Origin of the sequence: Micromonospora olivasterospora (assembly GCF_007830265.1) — a bacterium.
GTDB lineage: Bacteria > Actinomycetota > Actinomycetes > Mycobacteriales > Micromonosporaceae > Micromonospora > Micromonospora olivasterospora.
The window spans coordinates 5,744,504-5,760,811 of sequence record NZ_VLKE01000001.1 but is presented as its reverse complement, the minus strand read 5'-3'; the positions used below and the strand labels follow the sequence as shown (position 1 = coordinate 5,760,811).

The 16,308-nt window shown below is 76.5% G+C and carries 14 protein-coding genes, 1 tRNA gene and 1 pseudogene; 13 read left to right on the top strand and 3 right to left on the bottom strand.

The genetic code is table 11. From position 1 onward, the window contains the following. Positions 1 to 220: 220 nt before the first annotated feature. From fdh to JD77_RS26390, 9 genes and pseudogenes are all read left to right on the top strand, one after another. Positions 221 to 3,489, top strand: a pseudogene (gene fdh, locus JD77_RS26425) (formate dehydrogenase). Further along, a complete protein-coding gene (locus tag JD77_RS26420) occupies positions 3,482 to 4,393 on the top strand; it encodes a 4Fe-4S dicluster domain-containing protein (protein ID WP_145776628.1) in 912 nt (303 codons plus the stop codon). The pseudogene fdh and the gene JD77_RS26420 overlap by 8 nt, the downstream one beginning before the upstream one ends. A gap of 208 nt (positions 4,394 to 4,601) precedes the next feature. Continuing rightward, on the top strand, positions 4,602 to 5,603 hold the full coding sequence (gene nrfD, locus JD77_RS26415) for an NrfD/PsrC family molybdoenzyme membrane anchor subunit (RefSeq protein WP_145776627.1): 1,002 nt from the start codon (positions 4,602 to 4,604) through the stop codon (positions 5,601 to 5,603). A 59-nt stretch (positions 5,604 to 5,662) separates the two neighbouring features. Continuing rightward, positions 5,663 to 5,758 (top strand) — tRNA-Sec (locus JD77_RS32500). Positions 5,759 to 5,864: 106 nt separating this feature from the next. After that, the gene (selA, locus tag JD77_RS26410; RefSeq protein ID WP_145776626.1) at positions 5,865 to 7,175 is read left to right on the top strand and encodes an L-seryl-tRNA(Sec) selenium transferase; all 1,311 of its coding nucleotides are present in this window, start codon (positions 5,865 to 5,867) and stop codon (positions 7,173 to 7,175) included. 1 nt (position 7,176) lies between these two features. After that, entirely contained in the window at positions 7,177 to 8,943 is a 1,767-nt protein-coding gene (gene selB, locus JD77_RS26405; RefSeq protein ID WP_145776625.1) for a selenocysteine-specific translation elongation factor, read from the top strand. Between the two features lie 78 nt (positions 8,944 to 9,021). Next, complete coding sequence (locus JD77_RS26400; protein WP_145776624.1) at positions 9,022 to 9,219, top strand: hypothetical protein; 198 nt, start codon at positions 9,022 to 9,024, stop codon at positions 9,217 to 9,219. A gap of 52 nt (positions 9,220 to 9,271) precedes the next feature. Beyond that, the gene (locus JD77_RS26395; protein ID WP_211372679.1) at positions 9,272 to 10,549 is read left to right on the top strand and encodes a hemolysin family protein; all 1,278 of its coding nucleotides are present in this window, start codon (positions 9,272 to 9,274) and stop codon (positions 10,547 to 10,549) included. Positions 10,550 to 10,640: 91 nt separating this feature from the next. Further along, positions 10,641 to 10,826 (top strand): hypothetical protein, encoded by a 186-nt coding sequence (locus tag JD77_RS26390; RefSeq protein ID WP_145776623.1) that lies wholly within the window; start codon positions 10,641 to 10,643, stop codon positions 10,824 to 10,826. Positions 10,827 to 10,835: 9 nt separating this feature from the next. Here the strand turns inward: JD77_RS26390 and JD77_RS26385 are convergent, their stop codons facing one another. Continuing rightward, positions 10,836 to 11,489 (bottom strand): hypothetical protein, encoded by a 654-nt coding sequence (locus JD77_RS26385; protein ID WP_145776622.1) that lies wholly within the window; start codon positions 11,487 to 11,489, stop codon positions 10,836 to 10,838. A 158-nt stretch (positions 11,490 to 11,647) separates the two neighbouring features. Here JD77_RS26385 and JD77_RS26380 point away from each other — a divergent pair, with 158 nt between their 5' ends. Further along, positions 11,648 to 11,851: a hypothetical protein gene (locus JD77_RS26380; protein ID WP_145776621.1), complete on the top strand. Its 204-nt coding sequence runs from the start codon at positions 11,648 to 11,650 to the stop codon at positions 11,849 to 11,851. Positions 11,852 to 11,855: 4 nt separating this feature from the next. On the opposite strand, the gene JD77_RS26375 is transcribed toward JD77_RS26380, so the two are convergent. Together JD77_RS26375 and JD77_RS26365 are read right to left on the bottom strand one after the other, a co-directional pair. Beyond that, positions 11,856 to 12,326: a hypothetical protein gene (locus JD77_RS26375; protein ID WP_145776620.1), complete on the bottom strand. Its 471-nt coding sequence runs from the start codon at positions 12,324 to 12,326 to the stop codon at positions 11,856 to 11,858. Between the two features lie 288 nt (positions 12,327 to 12,614). After that, positions 12,615 to 13,490: a universal stress protein gene (locus JD77_RS26365; RefSeq protein ID WP_145776619.1), complete on the bottom strand. Its 876-nt coding sequence runs from the start codon at positions 13,488 to 13,490 to the stop codon at positions 12,615 to 12,617. Positions 13,491 to 13,673: 183 nt separating this feature from the next. On the opposite strand from JD77_RS26365, the gene JD77_RS26360 reads away from it, so the two are divergent. The 3 genes from JD77_RS26360 to JD77_RS26350 all read left to right on the top strand — a co-directional run bounded on the left by JD77_RS26360 (position 13,674) and on the right by JD77_RS26350 (position 16,285). Then, entirely contained in the window at positions 13,674 to 14,420 is a 747-nt protein-coding gene (locus tag JD77_RS26360; protein ID WP_145776618.1) for an SAM-dependent methyltransferase, read from the top strand. A gap of 177 nt (positions 14,421 to 14,597) precedes the next feature. Continuing rightward, positions 14,598 to 15,785 (top strand): PP2C family protein-serine/threonine phosphatase, encoded by a 1,188-nt coding sequence (locus JD77_RS26355; RefSeq protein WP_145776617.1) that lies wholly within the window; start codon positions 14,598 to 14,600, stop codon positions 15,783 to 15,785. Positions 15,786 to 15,829: 44 nt separating this feature from the next. After that, positions 15,830 to 16,285 (top strand): MarR family winged helix-turn-helix transcriptional regulator, encoded by a 456-nt coding sequence (locus JD77_RS26350; RefSeq protein ID WP_145776616.1) that lies wholly within the window; start codon positions 15,830 to 15,832, stop codon positions 16,283 to 16,285. Positions 16,286 to 16,308 lie beyond the last annotated feature (23 nt).

Sequence of the window (16,308 nt, the reverse complement as noted above, 5' to 3'; positions counted from 1 at the left end):
CCCGTGGCCGGGGCGGCCGGCGGGCCGGTCGGGGCGAGGGCCCGGGCCGGTGGCGGTCCGACATGCTCGCCGCTTTGCCTACGGTGCCCGGTTCAAACCGTCCCGCCTGGGTGGACCCGGCCCGACGTCCGGGAAAAGACCGGGGCCGGGTCGCGGGGCGGCGGAGCCTGGCCTATGTTCGGGTGGTCGACTTCCGCCAACGGGGAGGAGGTGTCCCGGGATGGGTCTGCGGACCTTCATCGAGGGGTGGCCGGTCTACCGGCAGCTCACCGGCACCGACCCGCTGGGCCGGGGCGCCGCGGCCCGGTCGGCCCGTTCGGCGGCGCTGACCCCGCGCACCGAGACGGCCGACCGCGTGGCCCGCTCCGTCTGCCCCTACTGCGCCGTGGGCTGCGGCCAGCGGGTGTACGTCGCCGACGGCCGGGTCACCCAGATCGAGGGCGACCCGGACAGCCCGATCTCCCGGGGTCGGCTGTGCCCGAAGGGTTCGGCCAGCAAGAGCCTGGTCACCAGCCCCCTGCGACAGACGAGGGTCCGCTACCGCCGGCCGTACGCCACGGAGTGGGAGGACCTCGACCTCGACACCGCCGTGGACATGATCGCCGACCGGATTCTCGCCGCCCGCGAGGAGACCTGGGAGGACGTCGACGACGCCGGCCGGCCGCTCAACCGGACGCTCGGCATCTCGGCGCTGGGCGGGGCGACGCTGGACAACGAGGAGAACTACCTCATCAAGAAGCTGTTCACGGCGATGGGGGCCTTGCAGATCGAGAACCAGGCCCGCATTTGACACTCCGCCACCGTCCCCGGTCTGGGGACCAGCTTCGGTCGCGGCGGCGCGACGGACTTCCAGCAGAACCTGGCCAACGCTGACGTCATCGTCATCCAGGGCTCCAACATGGCCGAGGCCCACCCGGTGGGCTTCCAGTGGGTGATGGAGGCGAAGAAGCACGGCGCCAAGGTCTTCCACGTCGACCCCCGGTTCACCCGGACGAGTGCGCTCGCCGACACGTACCTGCCGATCCGGGCGGGCACCGACATCGCGCTGCTCGGCGGCGTGGTGCGGTACATCCTCGAGAACGAGCTGGATTTCCGGGAGTACGTGCTGGCGTACACGAACGCGGCGGCGATCGTCAGCGAGCGGTTCGTCGACACCGAGGACCTGGACGGGCTGTTCTCCGGCTACGACCCGGAGACCGGCTCGTACGACCAGGCGAGCTGGCAGTACGCGGGCCAGGAGAACCCGGCCGGCAGCGCGGACACCAGCATGCAGCGGGAGACCGCGGCCGGCCTGCGGCACGAGTCGCACGGCGTGCCGGTGCCCGGGCAGACGCTGCGGGACGACACGTTGCAGCATCCGCGCTGCGTGTACCAGATCCTCAGGCGGCACTTCGCCCGCTACACGCCGGAGATGGTGGAGCGGGTCTGCGGCATCCCGCAGGAGAAGTTCCTGGAGCTGGCCCGCGCCTGGACGGAGAACTCCGGCCGCGAGCGCACCGGCGCGCTGGTCTACTCGGTGGGCTGGACGCAGCACAGCGTCGGCGTGCAGTACATCCGCACCGGGGCGATCATCCAACTGCTGCTGGGCAACGTGGGCCGGCCGGGCGGCGGCGTCCTGGCGCTGCGGGGACACGCCAGCATCCAGGGCTCCACCGACATCCCGACGCTGTTCAACCTGCTGCCCGGCTACCTGCCGATGCCGCACCACGCCGCCCACGTCACCTTCGACGACTGGGTCGACAGCATCCGCCACCCCCACCAGAAGGGCTTCTGGGGCAACTCGCGGGCGTACGCGGCGAGCCTGCTGAAGGCGTACTGGGGGGACGCGGCGACGCCGGAGAACGACTTCTGCTACGGGTACCTGCCCCGGATGACCGGCGACCACGGGACGTACCAGCAGGTGCTGAGCATGATCGACGGGCGGGTCAAGGGCTACTTCCTGCTCGGCCAGAATCCGGCGGTCGGCTCCGCGCACGGCCGCGCCCAGCGGCTCGGCATGGCCAACCTCGACTGGCTGGTGGTCCGCGACCTGTTCATGATCGAGAGCGCCACGTTCTGGAAGAACAGCCCCGAGGTGGCCACCGGGGAGATCGTGCCGCAGGAGTGCCGCACGGAGGTGTTCTTCCTGCCCGCGGCCTCGCACGTGGAGAAGGAGGGCACGTTCACCCAGACCCAGCGGCTGCTGCAGTGGCGGGAGAAGGCCGTCGAGCCGCCGGGCGACGCCCGCTCCGAGCTGTGGTTCTTCTACCACCTCGGGCGGAGGCTGCGGGAGAAGCTGGCCGGCTCCACCCGCCCCCGCGACCGGGCCCTGCTCGACCTCGCCTGGGACTACCCGACGCACGGCCCGACGCCGAGCCGAGCGCCGACGCGGTGCTGCGCGAGATCAACGGGTACGAGGTGGCCACCGGCCGCCTCCTCGGCGGGTTCCCCGAGGCCCGCGACGACGGCTCCACCGCCGTCGGCTGCTGGATCTACAGCGGGGTGTACGCCGACGGGGTGAACCAGGCCGCCCGGCGCAGGCCCCGGCACGAGCAGGACTGGGTGGCCGCCGAGTGGGGCTGGGCGTGGCCGGCGAACCGGCGCACCCTGTACAACCGGGCCTCCGCCGACCCGCATGGCCGGCCGTGGAGCGAGCGCAAGAAGTACGTCTGGTGGGATCCGGACGCCGGGGAGTGGACCGGGTACGACGTGCCGGACTTCGAGCGGACGAAGCCGCCGACGTACCGGCCGCCGGAGGGCGCCACCGGGCCCGAGGCGATCGCCGGCGACGACCCGTTCGTCATGCAGGGCGACGGCAAGGGCTGGCTGTACGTGCCCCGCGGGGTGCTCGACGGGCCGCTGCCGACGCACTACGAGCCGGCCGAGTCCCCGATCCGCAACCCGATGTACGGGCAGCAGGCCAACCCGACCCGCAAGGTGTACGACCACCCGGTGAACTCGGTCAACCCGAGCCCCCCGGACGGACACAGCGATGTCTTCCCGTACGTGTTCACGGTCAGCCGGCTCACCGAGCACCACACCGCGGGCGGGATGAGCCGCACCGTACGGCCGCTCGCGGAGCTGCAGCCGGAGATGTTCGTGGAGGTGTCCCCGGAGCTGGCCGCCGAGGCGGGGCTGTCCCACCTGGGCTGGGCGCACCTGATCAGCGGCCGGGCGGTCATCGAGGCGAAGGTGCTGGTCACCGACCGGCTCACCCCGCTGCGCGTGGAGGGCCGCCGGATCCACCAGCTGTGGCTGCCGTACCACTTCGGCACCGAGGGGCTGGTCACGGGCGACTCGGCCAACGACCTGTTCGGCATCACCCTGGACCCGAACGTGCTGATCCAGGAGAGCAAGGTGGGCACCTGCGACGTCCGGCCGGGCCGGCGGCCGACCGGGCCCGCCCTGCTGGAGCTGGTGGCCGAGTACCGGCGCCGGGCCGGGCTCACCCCGGGCGAGGTGCCCGTCGGCACCACCGCTGCCGAGGACGAGAGAGGCGAGGATGCCTGACGCCAACAGCCTCTACGGGCCGCTGGACCCGGCCCCGGACGCCGGCTGGTCCGACGCCCCGCCCCGGATGGGCTTCTTCACCGACACCAGCGTCTGCATCGGCTGCAAGGCGTGCGAGGTGGCGTGCAAGGAGTGGAACGGCGTCCCCGCCTCCGGGTTCGACCTGCTCGGCATGTCGTACGACAACACCGGCGCGCTGACCGCGAACTCGTGGCGGCACGTCGCGTTCGTGGAGCAGGCCCGCCCGGCCGGGCACCGCACGTCCGCCGGGCCGCAGTTCCTCGGCATGCCCGGCGCCGCGCCGCCGGGGCGGGCCACCGGGGCCGCCGGGCGCACCGACTTCCGCTGGCTGATGATGTCGGACGTCTGCAAGCACTGCACCCACGCCGCCTGCCTCGACGTCTGCCCCACCGGCTCACTGTTCCGCACGGAGTTCGGCACGGTCGTGGTGCAGGAGGACATCTGCAACGGCTGCGGCTACTGCATCCCCGCCTGCCCGTACGGGGTCATCGACCAGCGCAGGGGCGACGGCCGGGCCTGGAAGTGCACCCTGTGCTACGACCGCGTCGGCGCCGGGAAGACCCCCGCCTGCGCGCAGGCCTGCCCCACCGAGTCCATCCAGTACGGCCCGCTGGACGAGCTGCGGGAGCGGGCGGCCGCGCGGGTGGCCGCCCTGCACGAGCGCGGGGTGCCCGAGGCCCGGCTGTACGGCCACGACCCCACCGACGGGGTGGGTGGCGACGGGGCGTTCTTCCTGCTGCTCGACGAGCCCGAGGTGTACGGCCTGCCGCCGGATCCGGTGGTCACCACCCGGGACCTGCCGAGGATGTGGAAGCGGGCGGGCCTGGCCGCCCTGGCCATGGCGGCGGCGGCCGTCGCCGCGTTCGTCGGAGGTCACTCGTGAGTCCGCCCCGTCCCGGCGACCGCTTCCGGCGCTTCCTGCACCGCCTCGGCGCCGCGGGCCGGCCCGACGGGTTCAGCGCCGGCCGCACCGGCTCCGGCCCGGCGCCCCGCACGCCGACCGGGGCGCCCGGGCCGCCGACCTCGCCCCGGACCCGCCGCGCCGGCCGCCGTCGGGCCGGCGGGGTCGCCGCGGCGGCGAGGACCTCGCCGTGCCGCCGGCCGAGTTCACCTCCTACTACGGCCGGCCCATCCTCAAGGCGCCGGTGTGGAAGTGGGACATCGCCGCGTACCTGTTCACCGGCGGGCTGGCCGCCGGGTCGTCGCTGCTGGCCGCCGGCGGGCAGCTCACCGGCCGTCCGGCGCTGCGCCGCGCCGGCCGGGTCACCGCACTGGCGGCGATCGGCGCCAGCGCGTACTTCCTCGTCCACGACCTCGGCCGGCCCGACCGGTTCCACCACATGCTGCGGGTGGCGAAGCCGACCTCCCCGATGTCGATGGGCACCTGGATCCTGACCGCCTACGGGCCGGCCGCCGGGGTCGCCGCCGTCGCCGAGGCCGCGCCGTGGCTGCCCGAGCGGGGCGTGCTCGGGTTGGGCCGCCGGCTGCTGCCCCCGGCCGGGCGCGCCGCCGGGCTGCTCGCGGCCGCCACCGCGCCGGCCCTGGCCACGTACACCGGGGTGCTGCTGGCCGACACGGCCGTCCCGTCGTGGCACGAGGCGTACCGGCAGCTGCCGGCCCTGTTCGCGGGCAGCGCCCTGGCCAGCGGCGCCGGCGTGGGCCTGCTCGCCGCGCCCGGCGACCAGGCCGGCCCGGCCCGCCGGATGGCCGTGGCCGGCGCGGCCCTGGAGCTGTGGAACGCGCACCGGGTGGAAACCGGCCTCGGCCTGCTCAGTGAGCCCTACCGCACCGGCACCCCCGGCCGGCTGCTGCGCGCCGCCCGGGCACTGGCCGTCGCCGGGGCGGTCGGGGCCCTCGCGGGCCGGCGCAGCCGCGCCGTGTCGGCCGTCTCCGGCGCGGCCCTGCTCGCCGCGTCGCTGGCGCTGCGCTTCGGCGTCTACCACGCCGGCGTCGCCTCGGCCCGCGACCCGAAGTACACGGTGGTGCCGCAGCGGGAGCGAGTTCGGCGGCGCGAGTCGCGGGACGTCAGGGGGCCGGGCACCGGGGGTGGCCAGGGCGGGCCCCGGCCGGACTTCGAGACGCCCGGGCCCTGACCGCCGGGCTCCGCCCCTGCGGTGAATGGGCGCAGGTCCCGTGTGGTTAAGTGCTCCGTGGAGGCGTTCAGGCGGCTGGTGCCCCTCCCGGTCTTCAAAACCGGTGTGGTCCGGGATCCGGGCCAGGCGGGTTCGATTCCCGTCCGTCTCCGCCAAGCAGCCCCGGGGGCTCCGCCTCTGCGAGGCGACCACGAGGATCCTGCCTCTGCGAGGCGACCACGGGGATCCTGCCTCTGCGAGGCCTGCCAGGGAGACGATCCGATGCGTGACGGCACGGCCGACCCGCGGCGGCGCGTGCCGCGTACCGACGCGCTGCTCGCCGACCCGGGGTTGGCCGCCGCCGCCGACACGTTCGGCCGCGACCGGGTCAAGGCCGCCGTCGTCGCGGCCCAGGACCGCGCCCGCCGCGGCGAGATCACCCCCGAGCGGGTACGCGACGCGGCCCTCGCGGCGCTGCGGTCGCCCGCCCCCCGGGCCGTGCTCAACGCCACCGGCGTCGTGCTGCACACCAATCTCGGCCGGGCCGCGCTGTCCGCCGCCGCCGTCGAGGCACTGGTCGCCGCGGCCGGGCACACCGATGTCGAGCTGGACCTGGCCACCGGCCGGCGGGCCCGCCGTGGCCGCGCCGCCCTCGCCGCGCTCGCCGCCGCCGTGCCCGACGCGCGGGCCGTGCACGTGGTCAACAACGGCGCCGCCGCCCTGGTGCTCGCCGCCACCGCGCTGGCCGCCGGGCGGGAGATCGTGGTCAGCCGGGGCGAGCTGGTCGAGATCGGCGACGGGTTCCGCCTGCCCGACCTGCTGGCCAGCACCGGCGCCCGGCTGCGCGAGGTCGGCACCACCAACCGCACCACGCTCGGCGACTACGCCGCCGTGATCGGCCCCGACACCGGCTTCGTGCTCAAGGTCCACCCGTCGAACTTCGTGGTCACCGGCTTCACCTCCGCCGTCGGGGTGGACCGGCTGGCCACCCTGGGTGTGCCCGTGGTCGCCGACATCGGCTCCGGGCTGCTCGCCCCCGACCCGCTGCTGCCCGCCGAGCCGGACGCCACCACCACGCTGCGCGCCGGCGCCCACCTGGTCACCGCCAGCGGCGACAAACTCCTCGGCGGGCCGCAGGCCGGGCTGCTGCTCGGCGACGCCGCCCTGGTCGACCGGCTGCGCCGGCACCCGCTCGCCCGGGCGTTGCGGGTCGACAAGCTGACCCTCGCCGCCCTCGCGGCCACCCTGCACCGCCCCGACACCCCCACCCGGGCCGCCCTGCACGCCGACGCGGCCCGGCTGCGCGAGCGCACCGAACGGCTGCGCGACCGGCTGGCCGCCGACGGCTGCAAGACCGAGGTGGTGCCCGCCGTCGCGGTGGTGGGCGGTGGCGGCGCGCCCGGCGTCGAGCTGGAGTCGTGGGTGCTGTCGCTGCCCGAGCGGTACGCCCGGCCGCTGCGCACGGGCGCGCCGCCGGTGCTCGGCCGCCTCGCCCACGGCCGGCTGCTGCTGGACCTGCGCTGCGTGCCCGCCGACGCCGACGACGTCCTGCGCGCGGCGATCCTGCGCGTGCGCGTGCGCGGGGACGGCTGACATGTGGGTGGTGGCCACCGCCGGGCACGTCGACCACGGCAAGTCGACCCTGGTCCGGGCGCTGACCGGAATGGAACCCGACCGGTGGGCCGAGGAACGCCGCCGGGGCATGACCATCGACCTCGGCTTCGCGTGGACGGCGCTGCCCTCCGGCGGCACCGTCGCGTTCGTCGACGTGCCCGGCCACGAGCGGTTCGTGCCGAACATGCTCGCCGGTGTCGGCCCCGTCCCGGCCGCCCTGCTGGTCGTGGCCGCCGACGAGGGGTGGATGCCCCAGTCGGCCGAGCACCTGGCCGCGCTGCACGCGCTCGGGGTGTCGTACGGGCTGCTGGCGGTGACCCGCGCGGACCTGGCCGACCCCGGGCCGGTGCTGGCCCAGGCCCGGGACCGGATCGCCGCGACCTGCCTCGGTGCCGTGGAGGCCGTGCCGGTCAGCGCGGTCACCGGCGCGGGCCTACCGGAGCTGCGGGCCGCCCTGGACCGGCTCGTCGCCAGGCTGCCCGCGCCGGCGCTCGACGCGCCGGTGCGGCTGTGGGTCGACCGGGCGTTCACCATCCGGGGCAGCGGCACGGTCGTCACGGGCACCCTCGGCGGCGGCCGGCTGGCCGCCGGCGACCAGCTCGAGCTGGCCGACACCGGGGAGCCGGTGCGGGTACGCGGCCTGCACCGCCTCGGCGCCGCCCGCGACCGGGTCGACGCGGTGGCCCGGGTGGCGGTCAACCTGCGCAACGTCCCCCGGGACCGGCTGCGCCGCGGCGACGCCCTGCTCACCCCCGGCCGGTTCGGCCGCACCGACCTGCTCGACGTGCGGATCGCCGGGGACGCGGCGGCGGACCTGCCGGCCACGCTCACCCTGCACGTCGGCTCCGCGGCCGTGCCCGCCCGGGTGCGCCCCCTGGGCCCGGACACCGCCCGGCTGCGGCTGGCCCACCCGCTGCCGCTGCTCATCGGGGACCGGGCGCTGCTGCGCGACCCGGGCCGGCGCCACGTGTCCGGCGGCGTCACCGTCCTGGACGTGGCCCCGCCGCCGCTGGACCGTCGCGGCGCGGCCGCCGCCCGCGCCCGGGTGCTCGCCGGCCTGGACGGGCGGCCCGACCTGGCCGGCGAGCTGCGCCGCCGCGCCCTGGTCCGCCGCGACGCGCTGACCCGGATGGGGGTGCCGGCCACCGCGGCCCCGGTCGCCGGGGACTGGCTCGCCGACCCGGAGCACTGGCGTGACCTGGCCGCCCGGCTGGCCGCCGAGGCCGCCCGGTACGCCGCCGCGCACCCGCTGGAGCCGGGCGTCCCCGTGGACGTGCTGCGCCACCGCCTCGACCTGCCCGACCGGGCGCTGGTGGAGGCCCTCGTCCGCCCGCCGCTGCGACTGGCCGACGGCCGGGTCACCGCGTCGGCGCAGGGCGCGCTGCCCGCGCCGGTGGCCCGCGCCGTGGCCCGAATCCGGGCGGAGTACGGCGGCCGACCGTTCCAGGCCCCCGAGGCGTACCGGCTGGCCGAGATCGGGCTGGGGCCCCGGGAGATCGGGGCGGCGGTGCGGGCCGGCGCGCTGCTGCGGCTGGCCGAGAACGTGGTGCTGCTGCCCGGGGCGGTCGACGACGCCGCCCGGGTGCTGGCCCGGCTGCCGCAGCCGTTCACGCTCAGCGCCGCCCGGCAGGCCCTGGACACCACCCGGCGGGTGGCGGTGCCGCTGCTGGAGCTGCTGGACCGGCGGGGCGTCACCCGCCGGCTGCCTGACGACGCCCGAACGGTGGTCGCCCCACCCGGCCCGTGACCGGGCGCCCGGGCGGGCCGCGGCGCCGATCCCCGGCAACCCGGTCCCGGCGGGGGGACGGTCGCCTACCGTGACGGCATGGACCCTGCGGCGACGTGGCGGGACAGGAACCACCGCTGGCGGATCGAGGCGTACCGGGCGCCGGACCTGCGCTTCGCCATCTTCGCCACCAACGGCACCACCGAGTCGGCGCCGCTGTGGCTGTTCGGGATGGCCGCCCTGGCCCGCTGGCTGATGACCCACTCGCTGTCCCTCGGCGACCTGGAGAGCGACTGACCGGGGGCCGGGCGGGGCCGGGGCGTGGCGAAGCGCGGGGAGGGGGTGTGCGGTGGGGGGTCGGCTGGGCGAGCTGGCGCTGATCGCCGTGCTGGTGCTGCTCAACGCGGCCCTGTCGGGCAGCGAGATGGCGCTGGTGTCGCTGCGGGAGGGCCAGGTGCGCCGGCTGGCCCGGCACGGCCGGTCCGGGGCCAGGCTGGCCGACCTCGCCCGCGACCCGAACCGCTACCTGGCCACCATCCAGCTCGGGATCACCCTCGCCGGGTTCCTCGCCTCGGCGGCGGCCGCGGTGTCCCTGGCCGAGCCGCTGGCCGGGTCGCTGGACGTGCTCGGCGGGCTGGCCCATCCGGTGGCGGTGCTGGCGGTGACCATGCTGCTCACCTTCGTCACCCTGGTGCTCGGGGAGCTGGCCCCGAAGCGGCTGGCGATGCAGTGGGCGGAACGGTGGGCGCTGCTCGGCGCCGGCCCGCTGGACCTGGTGTCCCGCCTGTCCCGCCCGGCCGTGTGGTTGCTCAGCCGCGCCACGGACGTGGTGGTGCGGCTCTCCGGCGGCGATCCGCGCGCCCAGCGGGCGGAGGTCACCGAGGAGGAACTGCGGGAGATGCTGGTCAGCCAGCGCGGGCTGTCGGCCCAGCAGCGGGAGATCGTCAGCGGGGCGTTCGACATCGCCGGCCGGACGCTGCGGCAGATCCTCGTCCCCCGGGGCGACATGACCGTCCTGCCCGCCACGCTGGGTGCCGGGGAGGGGATGCGCCAGCTGGCCGCGGCGGGACGTACGCGGGTGCCGGTCGTCGGGCCCGGCGGGCGCGAGGACGTGGTCGGGGTGGTGCACATCCGCGACCTGGTGGACGCCGGGGACGACACCGTGGGCGGGCGGGCCCACCCGCCGCTGCTGCTGCCGGCCACCCTGCCGGTGGCCGACGCGATGCGCCAGCTGCGCCAGCGCCGCCAGCAGCTGGCCCTGGTCGTCGACGAGCGCGGCGGCGTCGACGGCCTGGTCACCATGGAGGACCTCCTCGAGGAGGTCGTCGGCGAGCTGTACGACGAGACCGACCGGGACGTCGGCGGCGTGACCCGGGAACCGGACGGGGCGCTGCTGCTGCCCGGGGACTTCCCGCTGCACGACCTGCCCGACGTCGGGGTGCGGCTGACCCTCCCGCTGTCGCGGGACTACACCACCGTGGCCGGGCTGGTCCTGGCCGGGCTGGGACACGTCCCGGCCGGCCCCGGGGAGACGGTGCGGCTGCCGGGGCTGACCGTCGAGGTGGTGGAGGTGTCCGGGCGGGCGATCCGCCGGGTCCGGCTGCACGGCGACGCACTGCGCGGCTGAGCCGCCCCGTCCGGGCGGCATCCCACCCGGACGGGGGAACGCGCCCGCCTCCGGCCGCCTCCGCGCCGCGTGCCGCCGTACCGTCCGGGGGGTGAGGGACCGAGGAATGCGTACGGCCGTCGCGGTGCTGGCCGGCCTCGCGGTCATCTACTTCGGCAGCAAGGGCCGCAGCCCCGAGCAGGGCGGCGGGGTGTCCAGCGGGGTGATCGTGCTGGCCGTGCTGGCCGCCGCGCTGGCCTGGCACCTGACCCGGCCGAAGGACGGCCCCGTCAAGTGACCGGGCGGGTCAGCCGCCGGCGGCGGTGCGGGTGACCTCCCCGGCGGACTCCTGCCCGAGGGCGACCCGGACCAGCGCCGAGGCGAGCAGGCCGAACTCGTCCTCGTCGACCAGCCCGGCCAGCCCGTCCGGGTTGGCCGGCAGCCCCAGCCGCTTCGCCCCGGCCAGGGTCCGCCGGTCGGCGTACGGGCGCACGTCCGGCCAGACCGCCTGCGCCTCGCGCAGGAAGATGTCCGCGCCGGTCGGGCCGATCCCGGGGAACTCGGTGAGCAGCCGGCGCAGCGCCTGCCGGTTCCCGTCGGCCTCGCGGTGCAGCCGGCGCAGGTCGCCGCGCCAGCGGTCCAGGCACAGCCGGGCGCCCGTGCCGAGCATGGTGGCGGTCCGCTCGTCGTAGCGGCGGTAGTGCCCGCGGCCCAGCGCGTCGACCCGGTCCTGCCAGCTCGCCGCCTCCATCGCCTGCGGTGTCTTGTAGCCGGCGGCGATCAGCTCCCGGGCGGCGGCCACCGCGACGCTCGCCCGGATGCGGGTGCTGAGCAGGGTGGCCAGCACCAGCAGCTGGTACAGCGGGGCCGGCCGGTCGGCGAGCCGGATGCCCGCCTCCTCGGCGTACGTGCGCCCCTGCCGCTCCAGCAGGACCCGGGCGGTCCTCCGATCGTCTGCCACGATCCCCGGGTACCCGCTCGCGGGACGCCCACCCGTGCGTGGCCGGAGGCGCGGTGCGCGTGGCCCGTGGGCGGGCCGGCGGCATGGCGGCCACGGCGGCGGGTAACCGGTGGTGGGCGCGCCCAAGAGCCCGCCCACCACCCGGAAGGGAGAATCCCGTGACGAACCCGCAGCAGCCGGAGCTGCGCCGCAACGCGCGCAACGACGCGGTGCAGGACGCCAAGGGCCCCGGCGCGTCCGGCCATCCCCGTAACAGCGGCACCTCGCAGGGCGACCGCGGTCGCACGGTGCCGCGCGGCCAGGTCTCACCGTACGGCCCGGCCGGGGCGCAGGTCGCCGACGACGAGAGCGACGCACGCTGAGTTGTCAGCGTCGGGAGTCCGGCGGCCGCAGCCTCCCCAGGGTGGCGGCGGCCGCCATTCCGTACGCCAGGTGGGGCACGACGTCCGAGAGCCAGTCCGTCCTGCTCCACCGGCGCGGGTCGCTGACCCCCAGGGCGGCCAGCGAACCGTCGGACATGGCCATCACGCTCCCACCGAGCGCCGCCGCGGACACGGGCAGCGGCAACCGGCGTCGGGCGAGCGCGCCGTACGCGGTGGCGCCGGCGATGCCCGTGGCGTAGCCGATCAGGGCCCCGAGGCCCGAGCGGCGGTTCGCCGCACGATCCTCGGGGCCGAGGTCCACGTGCGCGAGCCCGGCGAGCCGCCGGGCGCTCTCCTCCGGGGCGCTGCTCGCCGGGCGGGCGCGCAGCACCATGTCGAGGTACGTGACCAGGTTGAGCGCGACGGTGCCGACCGCGCCGGCGATGGCGCCGTCGAGGGCCCCGGAGCGCCTCACTTGGGGTCACCCGGTTCCCGCTCGCCCTTCGGCCCGTACGTCCGTTCCCGCGTACGACGCCGCGCTGTCCCCGCTCCTCCTGCAGGATCCGGTTGGCGACCTCGTTGGCCTCGCTGTCGGCCGCCCGTCCGGAATTCTCGATCAGATCGCGCAGCCGCGCCCGCTCCTTGTCGTACGCGCTGCTGCCCGGCCGTGGTCCTGGCATCGCCGCCTCCCGAGGTCGCTGTGGCCGTTGCGTACGCCGTCTACCCGGCTGCGCCGGGGCCAACCGTCGCCGGCGCGGGCCGGTCACCCGGCGGCGCGCACCACGGCGACGGGGCAGTCGGCGTGGTGCAGCGCGGCGTGGCTGACCGAGCCGAGGACCAGGCTGGTGAGTTCGCCGTGGCCCCGCGCTCCGACGACCAGCAACTGCGCGGTGCGGGACGCCTCGGCCAGCGCCGCGGCGGGTCGGGCGTGGGCCACCACCTTCTCGACGGTGACCTCGGGGTGGTGCTCGGCGAGCCCGGCCAGCGAATCGGCCAGCACCCGCTCCTCCTCGCCGCGCAGCAGGTCCGCATCATGGACCAGCGGTTGCATGTCGCCGGGCCCGGTGGAGGCCGGGTGCCGGTAGGCGTGCACGGCCCGCAGCGGGGCGCCGCGTAGGGCCGCCTCGTCGGCGGCGAACCGCACGGCGGCCCGGGACAGCGCCGAGCCGTCGACCCCGACCACCACCGGCCCGTCGGCGCGTTCGGCGCCGCGGGCGACGAGCACCGGGCATTCGGCGTACGCGGCGACCTGGCCGGCGACGGAGCCGATCACCAGGGCGGCGAACCCGCCCAGCCCGCGGTCGCCGAGGACGATCATGGCGGCGGTGCGCGACTCGCCGACCAGCACGGCGGCCGCCTCACCGTCGAGGATCTCGCCGCTGACCCGTACCCCGCGGGCGGCCGCCTCGGCCTCGGCCACCGCCCGCGCGACGAGCCGCTCGGCCTGGGGCCGCAACCCGGCGCCGGCCGGCGCGCCCTGCGGCGGGCCGACGGGGACGCGCAGCAGCGGCCAGATGAAGCCGTGCACCACGCGCAGCGGCAGGCGCCGCCGGGCGGCCTCCGTGGCCGCCAGCCTGATGGCCCGCCGGGCCGGCTCCGAGTCGTCCACGCCCACCACCACCGCCGCGCCGTCGTTCACCGCAGTACCTCCCGTGGGCCATCGACCCGGCCCGGCTCGGGCGGCTCACCCACCTCCCCGGCCGGGTTTGGACCCTCGGTCCGCGGCCAGTATCCCGGCCGGGTCGGGGCCGTCGGGGCGATACCGCGCAGGCCGGCGGGATCGGTACGCTGGCCCGAATCGCCGGGGAGGGGAGCAGCGTCGATGGAAGAGGCCGACCAGCCGAGCACCGCCCGTATGATCGATTTCTGGTTGGGAGGGGCGCACCATTTCCCCGTCGACGTGGCCGCGGCGCGCGCCTTCGAGGGCGCGTACGGCCCCTGCGCCCCGCTGTTCCGGGAGATGCGCGGGTTCCTCGGCCGGACGGTGCGCGCGATCGCGGCGGCCGGGGTGGACGGTTTCCTGGTCTTCGGCGCGGGCGTGCCGACCCAGGGCAACGTGCACGAGGCCGCCCCGGAGGCGACGGTGCTCTACACCGACGTCGACCCGGTGACCATCCGCCTCGGCCAGCGGATCCTGGCCGGCAGCGACCGCGCCGGCTACGGCTTCGGTGACGCCACCGACGTCGGCACGATCGACCCGGCGCTGCTGCACCGGTTCGTGCCCGGCTGGGGGCGACGCCCGGTCGGGGTGATCTTCCTCGGGCTGGCGGCGTTCCTCGACGACGCGACCCTGGCCGGTACCCTCGACGAGCTGTACGCGGCGGTGGCGCCGGGCAGCTTCCTCGCGGTGGACTTCGACAGCGAGGAACTGGCCGCGCACCCGCAGGCCCTGGCCATGATGGGGCCGGCGTTCCGGATGCGCCCGCCCGCCGCGTTCGCCCCGCTGCTGGGCCGGTGGACGCCGACGGCCGACGGGATCGTCCCGGTGCAGCACTGGCGGCCGGAGGCGCCGCCGGCCGACCTGCCCGACGCCTTCTACGGCGCCTTGGCCACCAAGCCCGCCGCCTGACCGGCGCGGGCCGCCCGCGTCGGGCCGCGCGCGACGAGATCCAGTTCGTCGTGCCCGGCCGCCGTGTCTCCGCCCTGCCAGGGGCTCGGCCGGTGGGCGGAGTCGACCGTGCCCGTAGCCCGTCAGGTTCCCTCCGTATGATGCTTGCCCTACAGCAAGAGTTGTCGGAGGGTGATGATGCCGGACGCGTCCGCGACCGTGTCCCGCGCGCTGCGGGAGGCGCCGCCCGACCGGTTGGCGGAGGCCGCCGACCGGGCCATCCGCGCCCGGTTGGGCGCGTCGCGGACCGACGTGTTCGTCGCCGACTACCGGATCAGCGGGCTGTGGCCGGTGCTGGACCCGGACCTGCCCGACGCCGGCTTCCTCGCCTGTCAGGGAGTGGCCCAGCGGTGCTTCAGCAGCCAGCAGCTCGTGCTGGACGGGGCCGGCGACGGCCGGTGCCGGGTGTATCTGCCGCTGACGGTCTGGGGCGAGCGCCTCGGCGTGCTGCTGGTGGAGCTGCCGGCCGGCCCGTCGCCGTCCACCCTGGACGCGGCCGCGGACATCGCCGGCGAGCTGGCCCTGGCGCTGCGCGCGGCCGAGCGGGGTACGGACCGGTACCGCCGGGCCCGGCGCCGGGAGCGGCTGAGCATGGCCGCGGAGATGCAGTGGGACCTGTTGCCGGGGCGAAGCGTCACCCACGGCGCGTTCCTGCTGGCCGGGCAGCTGGAGCCGGCGTACACAGTGGGCGGTGACCACTTCGACTGGTCCGTCGACGGCGACCGGCTCACCGTGACGGTGCTCAACGGCGGGGGCGCGGGCCTGTCGGCGGCCCTGCTGACCGCGGTCACCGTCAACGCCATGCGCAACGCCCGCCGCTCCGGCGGCGGGCTGGTCGAGCAGGCGGAACTGGCCTCGGACACCGTCTTCTCCCAGCACCGCGGCAACCGGCACGTGGCGACGCTGCTGCTGGAGCTGGACGCGACCGACGGCCGGGTGCGGGCCGTGGACGCCGGCTCCCCGCACGTGCTGCGGCTGCGCGGCGGGTCGGTGGTGCGGGTGCCGCTGGAGCAGCAACTGCCACTGGGCATGTTCGCCGAGACCCGGTACGAGGTGCAGGAGTTCAGCCTCGAGCCGGGCGACCGGCTGTTCGTCGTCAGCGACGGGGTGTACGCGGCGGCCCCCGGCGGCCGGGAGCCGTTCGGGGAGCGGGCGATGGCGCGGTCGATGCGCGCGACGCGGCTGCAGCCGGCGACCGAGGCGGTTGGTACGGTGATGCGCGGGCTGCAGTCCTACCACGCGGACCGCGATCTGCGCGACGACGCCGTGGTCGTCTGCCTCGACTGGCACGGCCGGGGCGGGGGAGCGGGCGGCGGGGCGCGGTGAGGCGACCGTAGCGGGTCACGAGCGGAGAATCGCAGGGGACGTCGGTGGATCAATCTCCGGATTTCGCCGCGGCGATCGACGCCGCCGCCGAGGCGTTCGTCGGTGTGCTGGACGGCGCGGGCTCGCGGCAGCGCATGCCGGTCTCGCCGACGCAGCTGCGGGTGTTGTCGCTGATCAGCGGCCGCCCGGTGACCAACGTCAACGGGCTCGCCGAGCTGCTGGACGTGGTGCCCTCGTCGGCGAGCCGGCTGTGCGACCGGCTGGAGGCGGTCGGGCTGCTGCGCCGGGTGGTCGACCCCCGGGACCGGCGCGAGGTCCGGCTGGTGCCCACGCCGGCGGCCGAGGCCCTGCTGCGGGAGTTGAAGGCGCGCCGGTTGCGCGCGGTGCAGGCGGTGCTGGACCGGATGCCGCCCCGCACGCAGCACGAACTGTTGCTGGGGCTGCTGGCGTTCGCCCGGGCGGCCGCGTCCGAGGCGGACTCGTCCGCCCGTACCGCCTGAGCCCGTCGCCACCCGTCGGCGAC

Coding starts and splice junctions, on each gene's coding strand:
- JD77_RS26400 (WP_145776624.1), top strand. CDS start 9,022: ATGGACCCTGCGGCGACGTGGCGGGACAGGAACCACCGCTGGCGGATC.
- selA (WP_145776626.1), top strand. CDS start 5,865: ATGCGTGACGGCACGGCCGACCCGCGGCGGCGCGTGCCGCGTACCGAC.
- JD77_RS26355 (WP_145776617.1), top strand. CDS start 14,598: ATGCCGGACGCGTCCGCGACCGTGTCCCGCGCGCTGCGGGAGGCGCCG.
- selB (WP_145776625.1), top strand. CDS start 7,177: ATGTGGGTGGTGGCCACCGCCGGGCACGTCGACCACGGCAAGTCGACC.
- JD77_RS26420 (WP_145776628.1), top strand. CDS start 3,482: ATGCCTGACGCCAACAGCCTCTACGGGCCGCTGGACCCGGCCCCGGAC.
- JD77_RS26360 (WP_145776618.1), top strand. CDS start 13,674: ATGGAAGAGGCCGACCAGCCGAGCACCGCCCGTATGATCGATTTCTGG.